The sequence below is a fragment of the Kitasatospora sp. NPDC086791 genome (assembly GCF_040685975.1).
Lineage (GTDB): Bacteria > Actinomycetota > Actinomycetes > Streptomycetales > Streptomycetaceae > Kitasatospora.
Genome location: NZ_JBFBOC010000013.1, coordinates 40796 through 60052, shown reverse-complemented (window position 1 = coordinate 60052; position 19257 = coordinate 40796). Strand labels below are relative to the sequence as shown.

17 protein-coding genes are annotated in these 19257 nt (G+C 75.6%); 6 read left to right on the top strand and 11 right to left on the bottom strand.

Translation table 11 applies throughout. The features are described from left to right. Positions 1 to 22 precede the first annotated feature (22 nt). From AB0Q99_RS19400 to AB0Q99_RS19390, 3 genes are all read right to left on the bottom strand, one after another. Positions 23 to 700 (bottom strand): response regulator transcription factor, encoded by a 678-nt coding sequence (locus AB0Q99_RS19400; RefSeq protein WP_363573355.1) that lies wholly within the window; start codon positions 698 to 700, stop codon positions 23 to 25. Next, positions 697 to 2076 carry a sensor histidine kinase gene (locus AB0Q99_RS19395; RefSeq protein WP_363573353.1) on the bottom strand — a complete coding sequence of 460 codons (1380 nt, stop codon included), beginning with the start codon at positions 2074 to 2076 and terminating at the stop codon, positions 697 to 699. The genes AB0Q99_RS19400 and AB0Q99_RS19395 overlap by 4 nt, the downstream gene beginning before the upstream one ends. Positions 2077 to 2394: 318 nt before the next feature. Then, the gene (locus tag AB0Q99_RS19390) at positions 2395 to 4614 is read right to left on the bottom strand and encodes an MMPL family transporter (protein WP_363573351.1); all 2220 of its coding nucleotides are present in this window, start codon (positions 4612 to 4614) and stop codon (positions 2395 to 2397) included. Positions 4615 to 5045: 431 nt separating this feature from the next. Here AB0Q99_RS19390 and AB0Q99_RS19385 point away from each other — a divergent pair, with 431 nt between their 5' ends. From AB0Q99_RS19385 to AB0Q99_RS19370, 4 genes are all read left to right on the top strand, one after another. Then, complete coding sequence (locus AB0Q99_RS19385) at positions 5046 to 6170, top strand: DegT/DnrJ/EryC1/StrS family aminotransferase (protein ID WP_363573349.1); 1125 nt, start codon at positions 5046 to 5048, stop codon at positions 6168 to 6170. Between the two features lie 88 nt (positions 6171 to 6258). Beyond that, positions 6259 to 7203: an NAD-dependent epimerase/dehydratase family protein gene (locus tag AB0Q99_RS19380; RefSeq protein ID WP_363573347.1), complete on the top strand. Its 945-nt coding sequence runs from the start codon at positions 6259 to 6261 to the stop codon at positions 7201 to 7203. A 13-nt stretch (positions 7204 to 7216) separates the two neighbouring features. Then, a complete protein-coding gene (locus tag AB0Q99_RS19375; protein ID WP_363573345.1) occupies positions 7217 to 8308 on the top strand; it encodes a hypothetical protein in 1092 nt (363 codons plus the stop codon). Positions 8309 to 8474: 166 nt separating this feature from the next. Beyond that, positions 8475 to 9425 carry an excalibur calcium-binding domain-containing protein gene (locus AB0Q99_RS19370; RefSeq protein ID WP_363573343.1) on the top strand — a complete coding sequence of 317 codons (951 nt, stop codon included), beginning with the start codon at positions 8475 to 8477 and terminating at the stop codon, positions 9423 to 9425. 52 nt (positions 9426 to 9477) lie between these two features. Here the strand turns inward: AB0Q99_RS19370 and AB0Q99_RS19365 are convergent, their stop codons facing one another. The 5 genes from AB0Q99_RS19365 to AB0Q99_RS19345 form a co-directional block, all read right to left on the bottom strand. After that, positions 9478 to 10200: a polysaccharide deacetylase family protein gene (locus AB0Q99_RS19365; protein ID WP_363573341.1), complete on the bottom strand. Its 723-nt coding sequence runs from the start codon at positions 10198 to 10200 to the stop codon at positions 9478 to 9480. A 7-nt stretch (positions 10201 to 10207) separates the two neighbouring features. Continuing rightward, a complete protein-coding gene (locus tag AB0Q99_RS19360; RefSeq protein WP_363573339.1) occupies positions 10208 to 11026 on the bottom strand; it encodes an SDR family NAD(P)-dependent oxidoreductase in 819 nt (272 codons plus the stop codon). 78 nt (positions 11027 to 11104) lie between these two features. Then, positions 11105 to 11992, bottom strand: a complete 888-nt coding sequence (locus AB0Q99_RS19355) for a hypothetical protein (protein WP_363573337.1) — start codon at positions 11990 to 11992, stop codon at positions 11105 to 11107. Between the two features lie 139 nt (positions 11993 to 12131). Then, entirely contained in the window at positions 12132 to 13151 is a 1020-nt protein-coding gene (gene bla / locus AB0Q99_RS19350) for a class A beta-lactamase (protein ID WP_363573336.1), read from the bottom strand. A gap of 88 nt (positions 13152 to 13239) precedes the next feature. Continuing rightward, positions 13240 to 14043 carry an SAM-dependent methyltransferase gene (locus tag AB0Q99_RS19345; RefSeq protein WP_363573334.1) on the bottom strand — a complete coding sequence of 268 codons (804 nt, stop codon included), beginning with the start codon at positions 14041 to 14043 and terminating at the stop codon, positions 13240 to 13242. A gap of 228 nt (positions 14044 to 14271) precedes the next feature. Here AB0Q99_RS19345 and AB0Q99_RS19340 point away from each other — a divergent pair, with 228 nt between their 5' ends. Together AB0Q99_RS19340 and AB0Q99_RS19335 are read left to right on the top strand one after the other, a co-directional pair. Continuing rightward, on the top strand, positions 14272 to 14901 hold the full coding sequence (locus AB0Q99_RS19340) for a sigma-70 family RNA polymerase sigma factor (protein ID WP_363573332.1): 630 nt from the start codon (positions 14272 to 14274) through the stop codon (positions 14899 to 14901). Positions 14902 to 14960: 59 nt separating this feature from the next. Then, positions 14961 to 15683 carry a hypothetical protein gene (locus AB0Q99_RS19335; RefSeq protein WP_363573330.1) on the top strand — a complete coding sequence of 241 codons (723 nt, stop codon included), beginning with the start codon at positions 14961 to 14963 and terminating at the stop codon, positions 15681 to 15683. Positions 15684 to 15803: 120 nt separating this feature from the next. On the opposite strand, the gene AB0Q99_RS19330 is transcribed toward AB0Q99_RS19335, so the two are convergent. The 3 genes from AB0Q99_RS19330 to AB0Q99_RS19320 form a co-directional block, all read right to left on the bottom strand. Next, positions 15804 to 17681, bottom strand: coding sequence for a condensation domain-containing protein (locus tag AB0Q99_RS19330; protein ID WP_363573328.1), 1878 nt, complete (start codon positions 17679 to 17681; stop codon positions 15804 to 15806). Between the two features lie 115 nt (positions 17682 to 17796). Further along, positions 17797 to 18474 (bottom strand): 4'-phosphopantetheinyl transferase superfamily protein, encoded by a 678-nt coding sequence (locus tag AB0Q99_RS19325; RefSeq protein ID WP_363573326.1) that lies wholly within the window; start codon positions 18472 to 18474, stop codon positions 17797 to 17799. Then, positions 18471 to 19253: a hypothetical protein gene (locus AB0Q99_RS19320; protein WP_363573324.1), complete on the bottom strand. Its 783-nt coding sequence runs from the start codon at positions 19251 to 19253 to the stop codon at positions 18471 to 18473. Before AB0Q99_RS19320 ends, AB0Q99_RS19325 begins: the two co-directional genes overlap by 4 nt. Between the last annotated feature and the right edge of the window lie 4 nt (positions 19254 to 19257).

The following is a 19257-nucleotide window of genomic DNA, read 5'->3' as shown; positions in this document are numbered from 1 at the left end:
CGTTCCGTTCCGGGCGTCACGATCAGGACGGGCGGCCGGGCGGGACCAGGCCGGACTGGTAGGCGATCGCGACGAGTTGGGCGCGGTCGCGGGCGTCGAGCTTGGCCATCGCCCGGTGCACGTGGGTGCGGACGGTGAAGGGGCTGACGAACATCCGCTCCGCGATCTCCTCGTTGGTGAGGCCGGTGGCGGCCATCGACATCACCTCGCGCTCGCGGGCGGTGAGGACGGCCAGCCGCTCGCTCGCCGGACCGCCGGTGCCCCGGTCGGGCTGGGCCAGCAGCCGGTCGATCACGGCCCGAGTGGCGGCGGGCGAGAGCAGGGCGTCACCGGCCGCCACGGTGCGGACGGCGGCGAGCAGTTCCTTCGGGTCGGCGCCCTTGCCGAGGAAGCCGCCGGCGCCCGCGCGCAGCGCCTGGGCCACGTACTCGTCGATCTCGAAGGTGGTGAGGATGAGCACCCGGGTGCCGGACAGCTCCTCGTCACCGCAGATCGCGGCGGTGGCGCCGAGGCCGTCGGCGCCGGGCATCCGGATGTCCATCAGGACGATGTCGGGTCTGGTGGCCCGGGCGAGTTCGACGGCCTCGCGGCCGTCGGCGGCCTCGCCGACCACCTCCATGTCCTCCTCCGCGTCGATCAGCATCCGGAAGGCGCCGCGCAGCAGGGCCTGGTCGTCGGCGAGCAGTACCCGGATCGTCATGCGTGGTCCTGCCCTTTGGTGTCATGGGTACGTTCGGCGTGATGGGCACGGTCGGCGTCGTGGGGACGGGCGGCGCGGGGCCCGCCGGGGGGTGTGGTGCCGGCGCCCGGAACGGCGTGATCCCGCCCCCCGGCCCCGGGCCCGCCGAGCGCGCCGGTGCGGGCGGGTCCGTCGTCCCGGGCGCCGGTGCGCAGCGGCAGTTCGGCGGTGACCAGGTAGCCGCCGTCGGGCCGAGGGTCGGCGCTGAGCCGGCCGCCGACCGCGCCGGCCCGCTCGCGCATGCCGATCAGGCCGAAGCCGCTCTCGCCCGGGGCGGGCCGGGGCAGCAGCGCGGCGCGGGGGCGCCCGGTCGCGGTCGGGCGGCCGTTGGCGACGCTGACCGCGACCCGGCTGCCGCGGTAGGCGAGGGTGACCTCGGCGTCGGCTCCGTGCGCGTGCTTGGCGACGTTGGTCAGCGACTCCTGGACGATCCGGAAGGCGGTGAGGTCGACCCCGGGCGACAGCGGCCGGGGCTCGCCCCTGACGGTGAGCCGCACCGGCAGTCCGGCCCGCTCGAAGGAGCCGATCAGCTCGGGCAGCCGGTCGAGGCCCGGGGTGGGTTCGAGTGGGGCGGGCTCCTCCACCCGGCGGAGCAGGCCGACGGTGGCGCGCAGTTCCTGCAGGGCCGAGCCGGTCGCGTCGGTGATGTGGCTGAGCACCTCGCGGGCCTGGACGGGGTGGTTGTCCATCAGGTGCACGGCGATGCCGGCCTGGGCGTTGGCGAGGGCGATGTGGTGGGCGACCACGTCGTGCAGGTCGCGGGCGATCCGGATCCGCTCGTCGGAGACCCGGCGGCGAGCCTCCTCCTCGCGGGTGCGTTCGGCGCGTTCGGCGCGTTCCTCGATGGCCGCGAGGTGGGCGCGGCGGTTGCGGATGGAGTCGCCGATGGCGCCGGGCAGCAGGGCCCAGGCGAGGACGCCGATGCGTTCGCCGACCGGGCCGCCGGGGCCGAACAGCAGGGAGATGCCGGTGAGCAGGACGGCGGTGGTGATCGAGGCGCGCAGCGCGGTGGCGCGGTCGGTGCGCACGGCGAGGAAGTAGAGCGCGAGCAGCAGCGGGGTGGCCAGCGTGGGGGTGAGCCGGGGGCTGGCCCAGGCGAGCGCCATCGTGCAGACCAACGTGACGGCGACCACCGCGCGCGGGTGGCGGCGGTGCGCGAACACGGCGGCGGCGGAGACCAGCGCGATGACGCCGGTGGTCGGGTCGAACCGGGTGAGGCGGCCGCCGGCCTGGTCGATGGTGGCCCCGAGCGCGGTGACCGTGATCATCGCCGCTCCGCCGGCGGCGTCGAGCAGCCGGGGGTGGTCGCGGCGCAGGCGCTGCCAGGTGTCGGTCATGGTCGTGCTCTCCGGGTCGGGGCCCTGGGGGTCGGGGTGCCCTGGGGGTCGGGGTGCCCTGGGGGTCGGGGTGCCCTGGGGGTCGGGGTGCCCTGGCCGCACCCTCGCCGGGCTCCGCCAGTTCGTGCCGCGCCGCCTCCGGTGGGGGCGGCGGGCCGGGTCGGGGGGCCTCCGCGCGGGCGGCGGCCCCGACAGCAACGGTAACGGCACGGGCTCGAACCGGGGTCCGCGCCCGCTGCCGGGCCGGGCCGCTCCGGCGGGCCCGGCCGGGGTCCGGCGGACCGGACCCCGGCGGGCACCCCCGTCCGCGGGGCCCGGTCAGACGGTGACCGACTCCCGGGCCGGGGCCGGTTCGGGGGCGGGGGGTTGCAGTTTGCTGCCCTCGACGTCCACGTCCGGCACCAGCCGGTCCAGCCGGCGCGGCAGCCACCAGGCGCGGCGGCCGAGCAGGGCGAGGACGGCCGGGACGATGGTCATCCGGACGATGAAGGCGTCGAAGGCGACGGCCGTGGCGAGCCCCAGGCCCATCATCTTGATCATCGGCTCGCTCATCCCGATGAACCCCGCGAAGACGGCGATCATGATGAAGGCGGCGGCGGTGACCACCCGGGCGTTGTGCCGGAATCCGGTGACGATCGCCTCGTCGGGCTGCTCGCCGTGGACGAAGCCCTCCCGGATCCGGGTGACCAGGAACACCTCGTAGTCCATCGCGAGACCGAAGACCACACCGATCATGAAGATCGGCATCATGCTCATCACCGGGCCGGTCTGCTCCACCCCGATCAGGTCGGCCAGCCAGCCCCACTGGAAGACCGCGACCACGGCGCCGAGGGCGGCGGCCACCGAGAGCAGGAAGCCGAGCGCCGCCTTCAGCGGGACGAGCACCGAGCGGAAGACCACCAGCAGCAGCAGGACGGCGAGGCCGACCACCAGGGCGAGGTAGGGCAGCAGCGCGTCCGTGAGCTTCTGCGAGACGTCGATGTTCATCGCCGTCGTGCCGCTGACCAGGACCGTCGCGCCGGTGGCCGACTTCAGGGCGGCCGCGTCACCGCGGATGGCGTGCACGATGTCCTTGGTCTCGGCCTCGCTCGGGCCGGTCGCCGGGATCGCGGTGAGCAGCGCCGTGTCGCCCGCCTGGTTGAACATCGCCGGTGCCACGGTGACGACGCCCGGCAGGCCGGCGACCTTCTTGGACACCTGGTCCGCCGCCGCCTTCGGGTCGGCGACGCCCTTGGCGTCCACCAGGACGGTCAGCGGGCCGTTGAAGCCGGGGCCGAAGCCCTCGGAGAGCAGGTCGTAGGCGCGGCGCTGGGTGGTGGAGGTGGGCTTGGCCTCGTCACCGGGCAGGCCGAGCCGGAGGTCCAGCGCGGGGGCCGCGAGCACCCCGAGGCCGATCACGCCGCCGAGCAGCACCGCGAGCGGGCGGCGCAGCACGAACCGGGCCCAGCGGGCGCCGCCGTTCTCCTTCGCCGCCGCACGCGTGGTGCCGTCGGTGGCCTTGCCGGCCTTGTCGGCCTTGCGGGCCTTGCGCGGCAGCACCTTGCGGCCGAGGAAGCCGAGCAGCGCCGGGACCAGGGTGAGCGCGACCAGCACGGCGATGACGACCGTGCCGGCGGCGGCCAGGCCCATCGTGGCCAGGACCGGGATGCCGACCACGGAGAGTCCGGCGAGGGCGATCACCACGGTGAGACCGGCGAACACCACGGCGGACCCGGCGGTGCCGACGGCCCGGCCGGCCGCCTCCTGCGGCGTGCGGCCCTCGGTGAGCTCGGCCCGGTAGCGGGAGACGATGAACACCGCGTAGTCGATGCCGACGGCGAGGCCGAGCATCATGGCGAGCGTGCCGGTGGTGCCGGACAGGCCGAGGGTGCTGCCGAGCGCGGTGATCAGCGCCATGCCGAGGCCGACGCCGACCACCGCGGTGAGCAGCGGCAGGCCGGCCGCGAGCAGCGAGCCGAAGGTGATCACCAGGACGACGGCGGACAGCGCCATGCCGATCGCCTCGCTGCTGCCGCCCGCGCCGGGCTTGGCCATCAGCGCGTTGCCGCCGACCTCGACCTTCAGCCCGGCGTCACGGCCGTGCTGGGCGGCCTGCTCCAGGGCGTCGGTGGCGCCCTTGGAGAGCTCGCCCGCCTTGGCGGAGTAGCTCACCGTCGCGTAGGCGGTGGTGCCGTCCTTGGAGACGGCACCGGCCCGGAACGGGTCGACCGCCGCGGTGACCTGCTCGGCGTGGTCGAGCTCGCCGAGCGTCCGCTCGACCGCCTCCCGGCCGGCCCCGGCGGTGATCTTCTCCCCGGAGGGGGCGACGAACACCAGCCGGGCCGAGGCGCCGTCGGCGTGCCCGCCGGGGAAGCGCTCGTTCATCAGGTCGAAGGCCTTCTGCGCCTCCGTGCCGGGCATCGCGAAGCCGTCGTCGGGGGCGGCGGGCGCCTTGGCCGCCAGGACTCCGCCGACCGCCAGCACGGCGATCCAGAGGAAGGTCACCAGCCGGCGCCGGACGAAGGCCCATCGGCCCAGGCGGTAGAGGAACGTGGCCACGGGAGAGCGGACTCCTTCGGATGCGGATGCACATACGGATACGGATGCGGATATGGATGCGGTTGCGGATGCGGTCATCGCGGTACGGGACGCGCCGCGGCGGGCCCTACGCCCCCTCGGGACGCGGTCCGCCGCAGCGTGACCAATCCTTGATCGCCGACCCCCGCTCCGTCGTCGTCCGGGCGCAGGCCGTTCACGTACTGCGGACGCAGTACGGCCCTCCCCCGGACGGAGGAGCGCACGCCCGGCATCGGGAGCGGCCCTCCTACCTGCGGAGGAAGCGGCCGGGTCACCCGTGCGGGCGGCGACGACGGGCCGTGGCCCGGCCGGGCGAAGTAGCGTGATGTGCCTGACCCGACCGCTTTTCGTGCGGTTCGGGAGGATCCGATCCGATCGGTGCTGCTCGCGCAGCCCGCCGCCGGAGGTGCCCCATGGGCGTTCCAGCCGCCCGCATCGTGTTCGACGAGAGCGACCGCGCGGCCGTCGCCGAGGCGGTGACCGGGATGCTCACCACCGGCGCCCTCACCCTCGGTCCGTGGACCGAGCGCTTCGAGCAGGCCTTCGCCGCCGAGCACGGCGCCTCGCACGCCGTCGCGGTGAGCAGCGGCACGGCCGCGCTGGAGGTGATCCTGCGCACCGTCGACGTCCGGGGCCGCGACGTGGTCGTCCCCGCCGTCACCTTCTACGCGACCGCCGGCGCGGTGGTCCACGCGGGCGGCCGCCCGGTGTTCGCCGACGTCGACCCGGCCACCCTCGCGCTCTCCCCCGAGACGCTCGCGGCGGCCCTCACCCCGGACACCGCCGCCGTCGTCCTGGTCCACATCGGCGGGCTGGTCACCCCGCAGGTCGACGCCCTGCGGGCGCTCTGCGACCGGCACGGCATCCCGCTGGTCGAGGACGCCGCCCACGCCCACGGCAGCAGCGTCGGCGGGCGGGCCGCCGGGACCTTCGGCCTGGCCGGGGCGTTCTCCTTCTACCCGACCAAGGTCACCACCAGCGGCGAGGGCGGCATGATCCTCACCGAGTCGCCGGACCTGCGCGACGAGGCCCGGATCTACCGGGACCAGGGCAAGGGCTCCTTCACCACCAACCACCACGTGCTGCTCGGCTACTCCTGGCGGATGAGCGAGCTGCACGCGGCGGTCGGCGCGGTGCACCTGCGCCGGCTCAAGGAGTTCATCGAGACCCGCCGGGCCGTCGCCCGCCGCTACGACGCGGCGCTGGCCGGACTGGACGGCCTGGAGCCGGTGCTCGAACCGCCCGGCTGCCGCGGCAACTACTACAAGTACGTGGCGCTGCTGCCGCCCGGCACGGACCGCGCGGCGTTCAAACGGGCGGTCGCCGAGGAGCACGGCGTCCGGCTGTCCGGCGAGGTCTACGACCTGCCGCTGCACCTGCAGCCGGTGTTCGCCCCGTACCGGCGCGAGGCGCTGCCGGCCGCCGAGGACGTCTGCGCCCGGCAGGTCTGCCTGCCGGTGCACTCCGACATGACGGAGGACGAGACGGAGCAGGTCATCGAGGCCGTCTCGGCGGTGCACCGGCGGCTGGCCGGATGACCGGACAGCGGGAAGAGCCGGACGGCCGGACCAACCGGACCAACCGGAAGCGCCGGAAGAGCCGGAAGAGAGCGAAGGGAGCAAGAACGTGCGGATAGCCGTCACCGGGGGCTGCGGATTCATCGGCTCACACGTCGTGGACCACCTGATCGCGGCCGGCCACGAGGTCCTCGCGGTGGACACCACCGACAAGTACCTCAACCCCGACGCCGAGCACGCGCGGATCGACGTCCTCGATCTGAAGGCCCTGACCTCCGCGCTGGCGGGCAGCGAAGTGGTCTACCACCTCGCCGCGATGGCCGACGTCGAGCAGGTCTCCGCCGACCCGGTCCGGGCCGTGCGGGCGAACATCGACGGCACCGAGGCCGTCCTGGAGGCCGCCCGGCGCAGCGGCCTCAGCCGGACGGTGCTCGCGAGCACCGTCTGGGTCTACGGCGCCGCCCTCGCCGGCGAGCAACTCGGCGGCGAGGAACAGGAGTTGGACGAGCACGTGCCGATCGAGCTGGAGCACAGCGGCCACCTCTACGTGGCCACCAAGCTCGCCGCCGAGATGCTGGTGCACAGCTACCGCGAGCTGTACGGGCAGCACTTCACCATCCTGCGTTACGGCATCCCGTACGGGCCCCGGATGCGCGACGAACTGGTCGTCGCCCGGTTCGTCCAGGCCGCGCTGGCCGGGCGGCCGATCACCATCGCCGGCGACGGGCGGCAGAGCCGCAACTTCGTCTACGTCGAGGACCTCGCCGACGCCCACGTCCGGGCCCTGTCCCCCGCCGCCGAGGACCAGACCTTCGCCCTGGAAGGGTCCACGGCCGTCTCGGTGCGCGACATCGCCGACACCGTCGACGACCTGCTCGGGCCGGTCAGCATCGAGCACATCGGCGGCCGGAAGGCCGACTACACCGGGCGGCGGATCTCCTCCGCCCAGGCCAAACGACTGCTCGGCTGGTCGCCGCAGACCAACTTCGCGGAGGGCGTGCGGCGGTACGCCGACTGGTACCGGACCGCCACCGGCGCGTCCGCGGGCAGCTGACCGGAGCCGCCCGATGCCGCACGCCCTGCTGATCTCCGGCTCGCTCGGCCAGGGCCACGACGTGATGGCCCAGGCCTGCGCGGACACCCTGCGGGAGCGCGGCTGGACCACCACCACCGTCGACGCGATGGCCCTGCTCGGCGAACGCTCCGGCGCGGCCGGGGAAGCGGTCTTCCGCCGGCTGCTCGCCCTGCCCGGGGTGTACGACGCCTTCCACTTCTCGGCGCTGCGGCCGGGCGCCCGGATCGCGCTGCTCGCCGACGCGGCGGCCCGCGCCCGGCTGGTCCCGGCGCTGCGCGCGCTGGTCGAGGCGCAGCGGCCGCAGCTGGTGGTCTCGGTGTTCGCGACCGCGACCTCGGCGGTCAACCGCCTCCAGGGATGGGGGCAGGGGCGGGAGTTCCGGCACTTCGTGTTCTGCACCGACGTGACGCCGCACCGGCTCTGGGTGCAGGAGGGGACCGACCTGTACCTGGTCACCTCCGAGGTCGCCGCCTGCGCGGTGCGGCGTTACCGGCCGGACGCCGACATCGTCGTCGTGCCCGCGCCGTTGCGGCGGCCGTTCTACCACCCACCGGAACGGGCCGAGGCCCGGGCCGGGCTGGGCGTGCCGGCGGACGCCCCGTGCGTGCTGCTGATGTCGGGCTCCTGGGGACTCGGTCCGCTCGCCCGGGCCGCGGCCTCGCTGGCCGCCGCCGGGCCGCACGTGCTCGCGGTGGCCGGGCGCAACCGGGAACTCGAACGCCGCCTGCGCACCGTCGCGCGCCGGGAACCCCGGCTGCACCCGTTCGGCTACACCGACCGGGTCCCCGCACTGATGACCGCCGCCGACCTCGTCGTCACCAGCTCCGGCGACACCTGCAGCGAGGCCCGCGCGCTCGGCCGGCGGCTGCTGCTGCTCGACGTCGTCCAGGGCCACGGACGCGACAACCTCCAGCACGAGCTCGAACTCGGCCACGCCGACGTCACCTCCGCCCGGCCGGCCGAGGTCGTGCGCAACGCCCTCGCGGCACTGAAGCGCCCCTCCCCCGACCCCTCGCCCGGGGCCACGCCGGAGGGCTGGCGGACGGGCTTCGGGGAGGCACTGCGGCGGGTCGGGCTGGGGTAGCGGGATCCGCCCGGGAGCGGGGGCGGGAACGGTGCGCGGAAAGGGGAGCCGACGAAACGGACCGCTACCCGCCACTTACCGTCCCTATGCAAATCCTTTACACTCGGCGACGCCCTGTGGCGCCGCGTTCGCCGGGGACTCCCGCACCTGTTGAAGGAAGCAGCACTTGACGCACGATTCGTTCCGCCCGTCCGCGACGCCTGCGTTCCCTCCCCGGACGCCCGCCAACCGGCTCGTCCGCGCCGCCGCCCTGCTGTTCGTCCCGCCGGTCGCCGCGGTGTGGCTCTGGCGCTCCCGCCGTCTCCACATCGCCGCCAAGGTGGCGCTGACCGTCTTCTGCGTGCTCGGGACCTTCTACTGGATCGGCGTCATGACCGGGCCGCCGAAGAAGGACCAGCCGGTCGCGGCTCCGGCGGCGGCACCGACGACGGCCGCGGCGGCGACTCCCGCGCCCGCGCCCACGCCCACACCCACCGATACCCCGGGCGCGACCCCCGCGCCGGTGGCGACGGAGACGCCGCGTCAGAGCGTCATGCCCGAGGTCGGCGGGCACACCGCCATCGAGGCGCGCGCCCTGCTGGTCGCCGCCGGCCTGACGACCGATCGGGTCCACGAGGCGAGCCGCTACCAGGACCTCCCGCTCCCGGCCGACCACGGGGCCTGGATCGCCTGCGCGAACGAAGTCCCGCCGGGCAGCCCGCTGAACCCGGGCGCCGAAGCGACCCTGCGACTGGTGCGGCCGGGGGCCACCTGCCCGGCAGACCAGCAGCAGGCCCTCTACGCGGACCAGCGGAACGACCCGGCCGGCCAGGGCCACCAGGGCACTTCCGGCGGCAGCGCCACCTCGGGCGGGACCGGCACCTCGGGCGGGACCGGCACCTCGGGCGGGACCTCCGGCGGCAGCACCGGCGGAACGAGCGGCGGCACCTCCGGCGGCACCTCGGGCAGTGCGTCCGGCGGTAGCACGTCCGGGGGTGGTGACGGCGGGGGCGGCAGCGTCTACTTCAAGAACTGCGCCGACGCGAAGGCCGCCGGCAAGGCCCCGCTGCACCGGGGCGACCCGGGCTATCGGGCCGGTCTGGACCGCGACAACGACGGTGTCGCCTGCGAGCGTTGAGCCTTCCGCCCCCGACGGACCGGCCGCCGCACCCGCCCCGCGCCCGCTCCGCTCAGGACGGCACCGCGTGGTCGCGCAGGGGGCCGAGGGTGAGGCCGTGGTCGCGGCAGTGCGCGGCGATCAGCGGCAGGGCGGCGAGGGTGGCCCGCCAGGAGCCGGGGGCGGAGGTGCAGTCGGAATCGTGGAGGAGGAGGGTCGCGCCGCCGGTCAGGCCGGGGCGGGCGGTCGCGTGGACGGAGGCACCGGTGGCGTCCGCGGTCCAGTCCCGGCCCCAGGCGGTCCACAGCACGCTGCGCAGGCCGAGCCGGCGGGCGGCCAGGGCGGGCCCGGCGGTCAGGACGCCGTACGGCGGGCGGTACCAGAGCGGACGGGCTCCGCAGAGTTCGGTCACCGCCCCGGTGGCGCGGCGCAGTTCGCGCAGGTCGCGGGCGGGGGCCGGGTACCACTGCGGCCGGTGGTGCCAGCCGTGCACGGCGACCTCGTGGCCGCGCCGCACCAGCTCGTGGCCGAGCGCGGGGGCGCGTTCCAGCATCGAGCCGAGCAGGAAGAAGGTGGCCCGGGCGCCGAGTTCGTCCAGCGCGTCGAGGACGTACGGGGTGCTGCCCGGGTCGGGGCCGTCGTCGAAGGTCAGGGCGACGTGGCCGGGGGCGGTGCCGTGGCCGGCGGTGCGCCGGAACAGGGTGCGGCGCAGCGGCGGGAGGCGGACGGCGGCGGGGGCGAGGTGCAGGAACTCCACGGCGGCCGCGGCGGCGAGGGCCCTGGTCGCGACGGTCACCGCGGGCTCACCCGAAGCGGGAGGCCATCCGGCGGAACACGCCCGGCGCGACGCCGTGGATGCGGGCCGGGAAGCCGAGCCAGTGCGGCACGTAGAGGTGGTCGCGTTCGGTGGTGATGGTGGCGACCACGGTGTCCGCGACCCGTTCCGCCGAGACGGGGCGCGGCCGTTCCCGGTGGTACGGCGTGCCCCGCCGGTCGAAGAACGGGGTGTCGACCGCGCCCGGGAGCACCAGGCGCACCCCGACCCCGGTGCCGCGGAGCTCGTACCAGAGGCTCTCCGCGAACATCGCCAGCCCGCCCTTGGTGGCGGCGTAGCCCGACTCGTTGCGCACGCCGACCTGGCCGGCCATCGAGCCGAGCAGCACGATCCGGCCGTGGCGGCGCTCCAGCATGCCGGGCAGCAGGAGGCGGACCAGCCGCAGCGGGGCGGCGAGGTTGACCTCGATCATCCGGTCCAGGGTGTCGGAGGGGGTGTCCGCGAAGGGCCCGCGCCAGCCGAGTCCGGCGCTCGCGATCAGGGCGTCCACCCGGCCGGCCTCGGCCAGGGCGGCCTCGGCGAGGCGGCGCGGGCCGTCCGGTTTGCTCAGGTCCTCGGGCAGGGCCAGGCCGCCGGTGCGGTCGGCGGCCTCGTCGAGGCGGGCGCGGTCGGTGCCGGAGAGCAGGGTCCGCCAGCCGGCCTCGGCCAGTCGGGTGGCGGTGGCGAGGCCGATGCCGGAGGAACCGCCGGTGATCAGCGCGACGGGTCGGCCGGTCGGCGCCGACCGCCGGGATCGGGGGTCGGGTTCCGACCGGGGATCCGAGTCCGATCGGGGTTCCTCCGCCATCGCGCACCTGCCGCTCTGAGGCCGTGTCGCCGTCCGTTTTGTCCGGCAAGTCACCTTCGCACGGCGGGGCCGCGCGGGCTACCGGGGCGGCACGGCGGGCTCCGCGTCGGCGTCCGGGTGCGGGGCGGCCGGCTCGGCCGGCCCGCCTTCGGGTTCACCGAACCGGGAGAGGAGGAAGGTGCCGCCCACCGCCACCGCGAAGCCGGTCAGTGCGCACCACTCCAACCCGGGACGGGCGGCGTCGCCGAGCGCCAGCACGCCGACCAGGGCCGGGCCGAAGGTCTCGACCACCGTCCCGGCGGCGGTCGCGGCCGTCACCGTGCCGCGCTGCAGGGCCAGCGCGTACGCGAGGTAGCCGCCGAGGCCGCCGACGACCAGGGCGTAGGCGGCCGGGTCGGCGAGGACCGCGAGCGGGCCGGAGGCGTCCAGCACGCGCACCGCGAGGCTGGTCACCCCGAAGCCGACCCCGGCCAGCAGGCCCAGCCCGGCGGCGGCCGCGGTGCCGTCCCGGCGCACCAGGACGAGGGTGGCGAGCAGCATGACGACGGTGACGGCGAGCAGCGTCCAGTGGAAGGCGGCCGGGGCGTGGTTCCGTCCCTCGTGGCCGGAGCCGACCGCGAGCAGGGTCAGGCCGACGACCACGGCGAGGATGCCCGCGACGTCCGCCCGGTGGAGGTGCGCGCCCAGCAGCCAGACGGCGGCCAGGGCGGTGACGGCCAGGCCGGCGTTGGTGACGGCCTGCACCAGGAACAGCGGGAGGCTGCGCAGGGCGACGATGCTCAGCACGAAGCCGGCGATGTCCAGCAGCGTCCCGACCAGGAACTGCCACGACCGCGCCAGCGCGGCCAGCAGCCCCGCCCGCACCCGGTCGGCGCGCGGGGCCGACCGTGCCCCGCGCGCCTGGAAGACCGCCCCGAAGCCGAAGCAGACGGTCGCGACCAGCGCGGTGGTCAGTCCCAGCAGCATGCGTCTCCCAGCGTCGCGGGGCAGCAGCGGTCCACCACCAGTCTGTGCCCGGGGTGGCGGGGACGCACGGGTGGGGCGGGGACGCGGGGGCGAGGCGCGGACGCCGAGGTGGGGCGGGAGGGGCGCGCCGGGCGCGGGGTCACCCGAGGACGGGGGCGAGCAGCGCGGCGGCCGCGGCGACCAGGGGTTCGTCCTTCGGGGCGGCGGCGTCCGCGGGCTTGGTGGTGAGGACGGCGAGCACGATCGGGGCTCCGGCCGGGGTCCAGGCGATGCCGACGTCGTTGGTGGTGCCGTGGCTGCCGGTGCCGGTCTTGTCGGCGAGGGTCCAGTCCGGCGGGAGGCCCTCGCGGAAGCGGTGGGTGCTGGTGGTGTTGGCCCGCAGCCAGGCGGTGAGCTGCTCGCGCCCGGCGGCCGGGAGGGCGTCACCGAGGACGAGGCGGGTGTAGCTGCCGGCGATGGCCTGCGGACTGGTGGTGTCGGTGATCCGGTCGGGCTCGGCCGAGTTGAGTTCGGGCTCCCAGCGGTCGAGGCGGGTGACGCGGTCGCCGATCGAGCGGCAGAAGCGGGTGACGGCCGTCGGCCCGCCGAGTTCGCGGAGCAGCAGGTTGGCCGCGGCGTTGTCGCTGTGGTCGATGGCGGCCGCGCAGAGGTCGGCGACGGTCATGCCGTTCGCCAGGTTCTCGGGCTTGCCGGTGATCGGCGCGCCGCCGGCCCGGTCGAGGTCGGCCCGGCCGTACCGGATCCGCCGGGCGAGGAACGCGCCGTCGCGGTCGAGGTCGCGCAGGACGGCGGCGACGGCGACGGTCTTGAAGACCGAGCAGATCGGGAACAGTTCGTCCGCGCGGTAGCGGACGGTCCGGCCGGTGGTGAGGTTCCGGGCGTGGACGCCGAGCCGGGCGGAGTGTTCCTGTTCGAGGGCGGCGAGCCGGCGGTGAAGGTCGGCGTCGTCGGGCCCGGAGCCGCCGGGCGCCCCCGACCCGGAAACGTCGGGGCTCCCGGCCCCGGAACCGTCGGCCGTTCCCGCCCCGGAGCCGCCGGCCGTTCCGGGCCGGGACGCCGCGGGCGCCGGTCCGCTGGCTGCGGCTGTGACGGCCGCCCCGAGGCCGAGGCCGAGGACCGTACGGCGACTGTGCCGGGTTTCCGAAGGCTGCGAGTCCATGGTGCCCCTTTGTTCGAATGTCGCGGCGCGAACCGCCTTCTCGATCACAGGACGCAGCCGGGGCAGCGATTGGTTCGTCGGCGGTCGATCAGGGCCGGATGGCCACCGCCGCGTAGGCCGAGGCCTCCGCGGCGGGGACCACGGGCTCGTCCGCCGACGGGCGCCACCGGGGGGTGGGGACGACGCCCGGGGCGCGGAGGGTCCAGCCGTCGAAGAAGCGGGCGAACTCGGAGCGGGTACGGGCCTGGACGGCGGTGCCGGCGGACTCGTAGATGCGGACCAGGTTGGTGATGTCCTCGGGCGCGAAGTCGGGGGTGACGTGGGTCATCACCAGCGCGCTGCCGGGGGCCAGGACGGATTTCAGGTGCTCGACGAGCTCGTAGGCGCCGCGCGCGTCGGGGACGAAGTGGAGCAGGGCGTTGAGGGAGAGCGCGACCGGGCGGCCGAGGTCGATGGTGTCGCGCAGCCCGGGGGCGGCGAGCAGGCGGGTGACGTCGGTGACGTCGGCCTCGACGTAGGCGGTGCGGCCCTCCGGGGTGCCGGTGAGCAGCGCCTGGGCGTGCGAGAGGACGATCGGGTCGTTGTCGGCGTAGACGACGCGGGCGTCCGGGCGGACCCGCTGGGCGATCTCGTGGAGGTTGGGCGAGGTGGGGATCCCGGTGCCGATGTCGAGGAACTGGTCGAAGCCGGCCTCGGCGAGGGCGCGGGTCGAGCGGTGCATGAAGGAGCGGTTGACCCGGGCCCCGGTGCGCAGCCAGGGCGCGACGGCGAGGGCGTGCCCGGCGGCCTCGCGGTCGGCGGCGAAGTTGGTGAAGCCGCCGAGGAAGTAGTCGTACATCCTGGCCGAGTGCGGCACGTTCAGCCGCAGATCCACCCCGTCGTAGAGACCCATCGCGTTTCCCCCTCGGTACCTCGCTCGCAACCGATCGAATTGCTGCCCACGCTATCCGGGAACCAATCGCGGCCGGAGCGATTCCCACGGTCGACAGATCACATGAGATGACAATCTGTGTTCGCTTTGCAGCCTGGAGTGACAGGCCTGATGGAATGAGGATGGCCACGGACAGGCCGACCCTCGGATGGCCCGGCGAGCAGCCGACGGCCGCGGAAAGCAGGCTCGATGACGATCGACAGGGGTGCCCCGGCGCGCGGGTACCAGGGTGGGACGGCAGTGGACTGCACCGGCGGGGCCCTGCCGGAGCGGACGGCCGGGGACCTCGGCCTCCGGCTGGACCTCACCTACGCCGCGTTCTGCGAGACCCATGAACCCGCCTGGCACGCCCTCGCGTTGACCAGGATAGGCAGCCACGCCGACGCCGCATTGGTGGTCGAGGCGGTGAAGGCCGACCTCGCCCGCTGCTGGCCCCAGGTCCTGCGGTTCGAGGAACCGGCCGCGTACGCCTGGCGGTTGACGAACCGGCACGTCTCGGACTGGGTCGCCGCCGAGGAGCCGGTGGAGGTGGAGGCGGTCACCTTCGCCGCGGTGATCGGCGCGTTCAAGCAGGTGGCGAAGGGCCTGCTGCGCAGCGAGGCGGACGAGGTGCGGCTGTACGCGGCGATCCTCGAACTGCCGGACCGGCAAAGGGACGTGGTGATCCTGCGCTACCTGCTGGGCCTGCATCCCAAGGTGATCGCAGCCTACCTGGGCCGGCCGGTGGCGACGGTGCACTCCAATCTGCGGCACGCCCGCGAACGGCTGGCGCGCCGGCTCGGGGTGGGCGAACTCCCGGACCGTGCAGGTGATGCGTGACGGATCGACGGACGGTCGGGCCGACGGGCGAGGCATCGACGACGGACGGAGTGTGAACGATGGACGGGGCATGGGCGGCGGACGGGGCGTGGGTGGCGGACGGGGGGCCCGCGGTGTTCCACGTGCCCCGGGCCGAACGCGCCCACGCCGAGCGGATCGCGGCGGTGCGCCAGGCCCGGCTGACGGCCGCGCCGACCCACCTGCCCTCGGAGTACGAGCAGGCCTCCTTCGAACTGGGCCTGGTGGTCGCCCTGGTGCTGGGCGCGCCGGACGCCTCGCGGGGACTCGACCTGCTGGTGAACGCGCGCCGGATCCAGCCGGAGGGGGCGGAGGTGTTCGGCGCGCTGCTCTACGCCACCGGCAAGGAGGAGGGCGCCGAGTTCTGGTGGCGGTTCGCGGCCGGTTCCGGCAGCGGGACGGCCGCGTACTGCCTGCACCTGCACCACCTGATGCTCGGCGAGACCGACGACGCGGACTACTGGCGGGCCTGGTCGGACCAGCTGTCCACGGCCGAACGCCCACCCGGGCCACGGCCCTTGCGGATGAGCCGACCGCTGCTGCCGGAGGACGTGCGGCGCGACATCCTGTCCCGGGTGCACCGGGGGCTGGCGCCGCAGCTGCCGCCCGCCCTGGTCGCGGTGATCGACCGGCTGCCGCTGCAGGGCGACGACGACGCGCAGGAGGTCCCGAGCCCGTGGGGGCTCACCTCCGGGGCGACCTCCGTGTGCTCGTGGGACCTCCCCTGGGGGCTCGGCGAGGACGGGGCGGACGCGCCGGGGTGAACGGCGGGCCGGGGTGAACGGCGGGCCGGCCGACCCGCCGGGGGAACGGCACGCGATCGCCGGGGCGGGCGGCGGGGACTCGTTGGAGTGAGCCGGCCCCGGCCGCCCGCGATCATTCCTTCAGGTGAGCGCGGACAGCCGGGCGACGATCTCCGGGTCCCGACCGCTGCCGGCCTCGACCTCCTCGCCGTCCGGCGTCGCGCGACGGACGACGTAGCGGTGCGGCGCCATCGCGGTGTCGCGGCCGGGAAGGGCGGCGACGACCGCCCGGTGGGCGGCGGCCGGGTCGAACGCCGGATCGACGGTCTCGATCTCGGCCACCAACTCGCCGTCGGAGAACACCAGTCGATGCGGGCCGAGGGAGGATTCCAGCAGGGCTTCGACGGCGTCGAGGTCGACCCACGAACCGTCGACCAGTCGCCACCGGTCTCCCCGTTCGTCAGCCGGCGGGCCGAGCACGGCGGGCAGGTCGGCCAGCAGCACCGGGCCTTCGGCGGCGGCCTCCAGCACGGCGAGCAGGGCCCCGGCGAAGCCCTCGGTCTCCTCGGGGTCGAGCACCTGGGGGCAGGCGACGAGGACGAAGTCCAGGCTGCCGGTGATCCGCAGGATGGCGAGCATGAGCCGGACCGGCAGCGGCGGGCTGGGCATCCGGGTCAGTTCGGGCTCGCCGGACGGCGGCGCCTGGGCGTCGGCGACGGCGGGCGGGATGGTGAGGCTCAGGTCGTTGACGACGACCTGGCGGGCGAACCGGGCACCGCGCCGGTGCGCGACGTCCTCGACCAGCTGCCAGACCTGCTCGGCGTCCAGGATGCTGTGCCAATAGGCCTTCAGCGAGGCCGCCTTGGCCCGGCCGATCAGCTGGTCGAGGTCGGCCGCGTCGGTGTCCAGCAGGATCAGCGCGTCCTGCGCGAGCGTGCCGACGTGGTCGATCAGCTCGGCCTGGTGCCGGTTGGCGGAGAGCGCCGACATCACCAACTCGCCCCGGCGGCCCGAGCGGTGGGCGACCAGTGCCGCGAAGGCGGCGAGCAGGACCACGGACGGGCTGGCGCCGACCCGGCGGCAGACGGCGGCGAGGTGGTCGGCCGCCCCCCGCGAGCGCACCAGCAGCGCGGTGTGGTCGCGCGGCGGGCCGGTGATCCGGGCGTCGGCGAACACGGTCTGCGGGCCGCTGCCCAGCACCCGCGCCCAGTGCCGCAGACCGGCGGCCGCCTTGCGCCGGCCGTGCGCGCTCTGCTCCCCGGCCGCGAGCCGCAGCGGCGTCGGCGCGACGACCGGGGGCAGCTCCTTCCCGGCCGCGAGGGCGTACCAGTCCTGGATCAGCACGGCGGTGGCGGCGCCGTCGGCGCCCGCGTGGCAGACCACGGCGACCAGCCGGAGCAGCCGCTCGCCCCGGGCGACCAGGGTGAACCGGATGCGGGGCGCCGCCGCCAGGTCCAGCGGGACGGCTAGGTCGGCGCGGCCCAACCGGGCGACCAGCGCGTCCAGCCGGCTGTCGTCATCGCCGTCCTGGTCCTGGCTGTCCTGGCTGCTCCGACCGACCTGTCCGTCCGGGCCGATCCGGTCGTCCGCCTCGACCACCGTCACGGTGAACCGGCCGCTGGGGTGGACCACTTGGCGGTCCGGGAAGCCGTCCGGGCCGGGGCCGGGCGGGAAGGAGGTCCGCAGTGACTCGTGCCGCTCGACCAGCAGCCGCAGGGCGACCAGGCCGGCCGGGACCGAGGTGCCGGGCGGCACCGGCCAGACGGAGTCCTTGTTGATCTGTTCCGGGGCGTCGCTCCGGATGCAGCGGATCATGTTGTCCTGCCCGCGGGTGAGCGGGCCGGTGCCGCTGCTCGCGGCGGCGAAGCGGACGGTGACCCGCCGGTCGGCCGCTCTCGGGTCGTCCGGAGCTGCCGGGTGCGGAGCCGCTGGACGCGGAGCCACCGGGTGCGGGCCTGCCGGGTGCGGGGTCGCCCCGTCCGGAGCCGCCTCGCGGGAAATCAGGTCGTGCGGAGTCACGTCGTACGCGCCTTTCGGCTCGCCGGGAGGGGCTCAGGAGGGGGGCGTGGCCGGGACGCTACCAGCGGATCTCCAGGCTGGTCCAGACCAAACCGGGGCCGGATTCGAGGAGCCGTCAGACCGGCTGCCACACCGACACGTCGACATGGACCGGCGGCTCGCCGAGGGCCGCCACGGCAGCCCGGAACGGCCCGGGAACGGGTACGTCGCAGAGCCGGGCCGGCCCCGTGCCGAGCCCGCCCGGGTCGGTCACCAGCACCGGCGACGGGCCGCACACGGACACGCCGAAGGACTGCGTCAGCCGTCCGCCGTACGCCTTCACGCAGGCCTCGCGGCGGCACCAGAGCGCGGTGAAGCGGGCCGCCCGCTCGGCCGGATCGGCGGGCTCGGCGACGGCGCGCGCCTCCTCGAACGGGAGCCAGCGGGCGGCCATCCGCTCGGCCGTCCGGGCCTCGTGGAGCCGCTCGACGTCGACGCCGACCGCCCGCCCCTCGGCGAGGGCCAGCACGGCGAGCGGGCCGGCGGCCGACCAGTTCACCCGCAGCCCGCCGGCGTCGGCGGCCTCGGGCTTCCCGTTCGGCCCGTACCGCCAGACGACCTCGGCCGGGGGCAGCCCGAGCCGGGCGCCGACCAGCTGCCGCACGGCGCCGCGCACCACGGTGAAGCGGTCGCGCTGCCCGGGGTCCGCGCCGGCGGTCCGGGCGCGCTCCTGCCCGTCGAGCAGCCGCCGCAGCGCGGCGACGACGTCCGCGGACCGGTCGGTCCGGATGAGCCAGAACGCGACCCCGGTCATGGCAGGGTCAGCGTGCTGAGCACCCCGAGCCGCCGGTCGTACCCGGCGAGCAGGACGGGCCGCTCCCCCTTCCGCCACTGCGGCAGGTGCTCGGCCAGCCGGGCCCAGAGGCCGGTGAACGGCTGGGCCGGTAAGTCCTCGGCGTCGAAGCCGCCGCCGAGCACGACCTCCACCCCGGGCCCCAGCTCCTCGGCCCGGACCCGGACCGCCTCCTCCGGCGACCCGCTGCCGGTGACCTGCCGGACGGCCAGTCCGGCCCCCGGCGCCTCCTCGCAGACCAGCACCACCACCGCGTGCCGCTCCGGCAGCGGGACCGGCTCCGACGGCTCGTAGTGCAGCGCGGTCTGCTCGGCGAGCACGATCACGGCCCGGCGGCAGCCGCCGGTGCGATGGTGGTCGGCGGCCAGCCGCAGGGCGGTGAACGCCGCCGCGGTGCCCTGGTCGCAGATCGCGAAGGCGAGCGGGCTGCCCGGGACGGACCGGCTGAGCGCGAGCGAGGACGGCGCGCCGGGGCGCACGTCCGGGGTGTCGAAGGCGAGGATCAGCAGGTCCACCGGTTCGTCCTCGGCGAGCGCCTCGCGCAGCAGTCCGGCGGCCAGCTCCTCGTAGGAGTGGCCGACGCCCTCGCGTAGCAGGTCCTCGCGCAGCGGCAGGCCGTAGGGGCGGACCAGGTCGGAGACGAACACCCGCAGGTCCGGGTCGAGCGAGGTCTCCGAGCGGCCGTCGAAGCGGCGGGCGAGCGCCCGGGTGATCCGCAGGCCGGAGGGGCCGGGGGTCACCCGG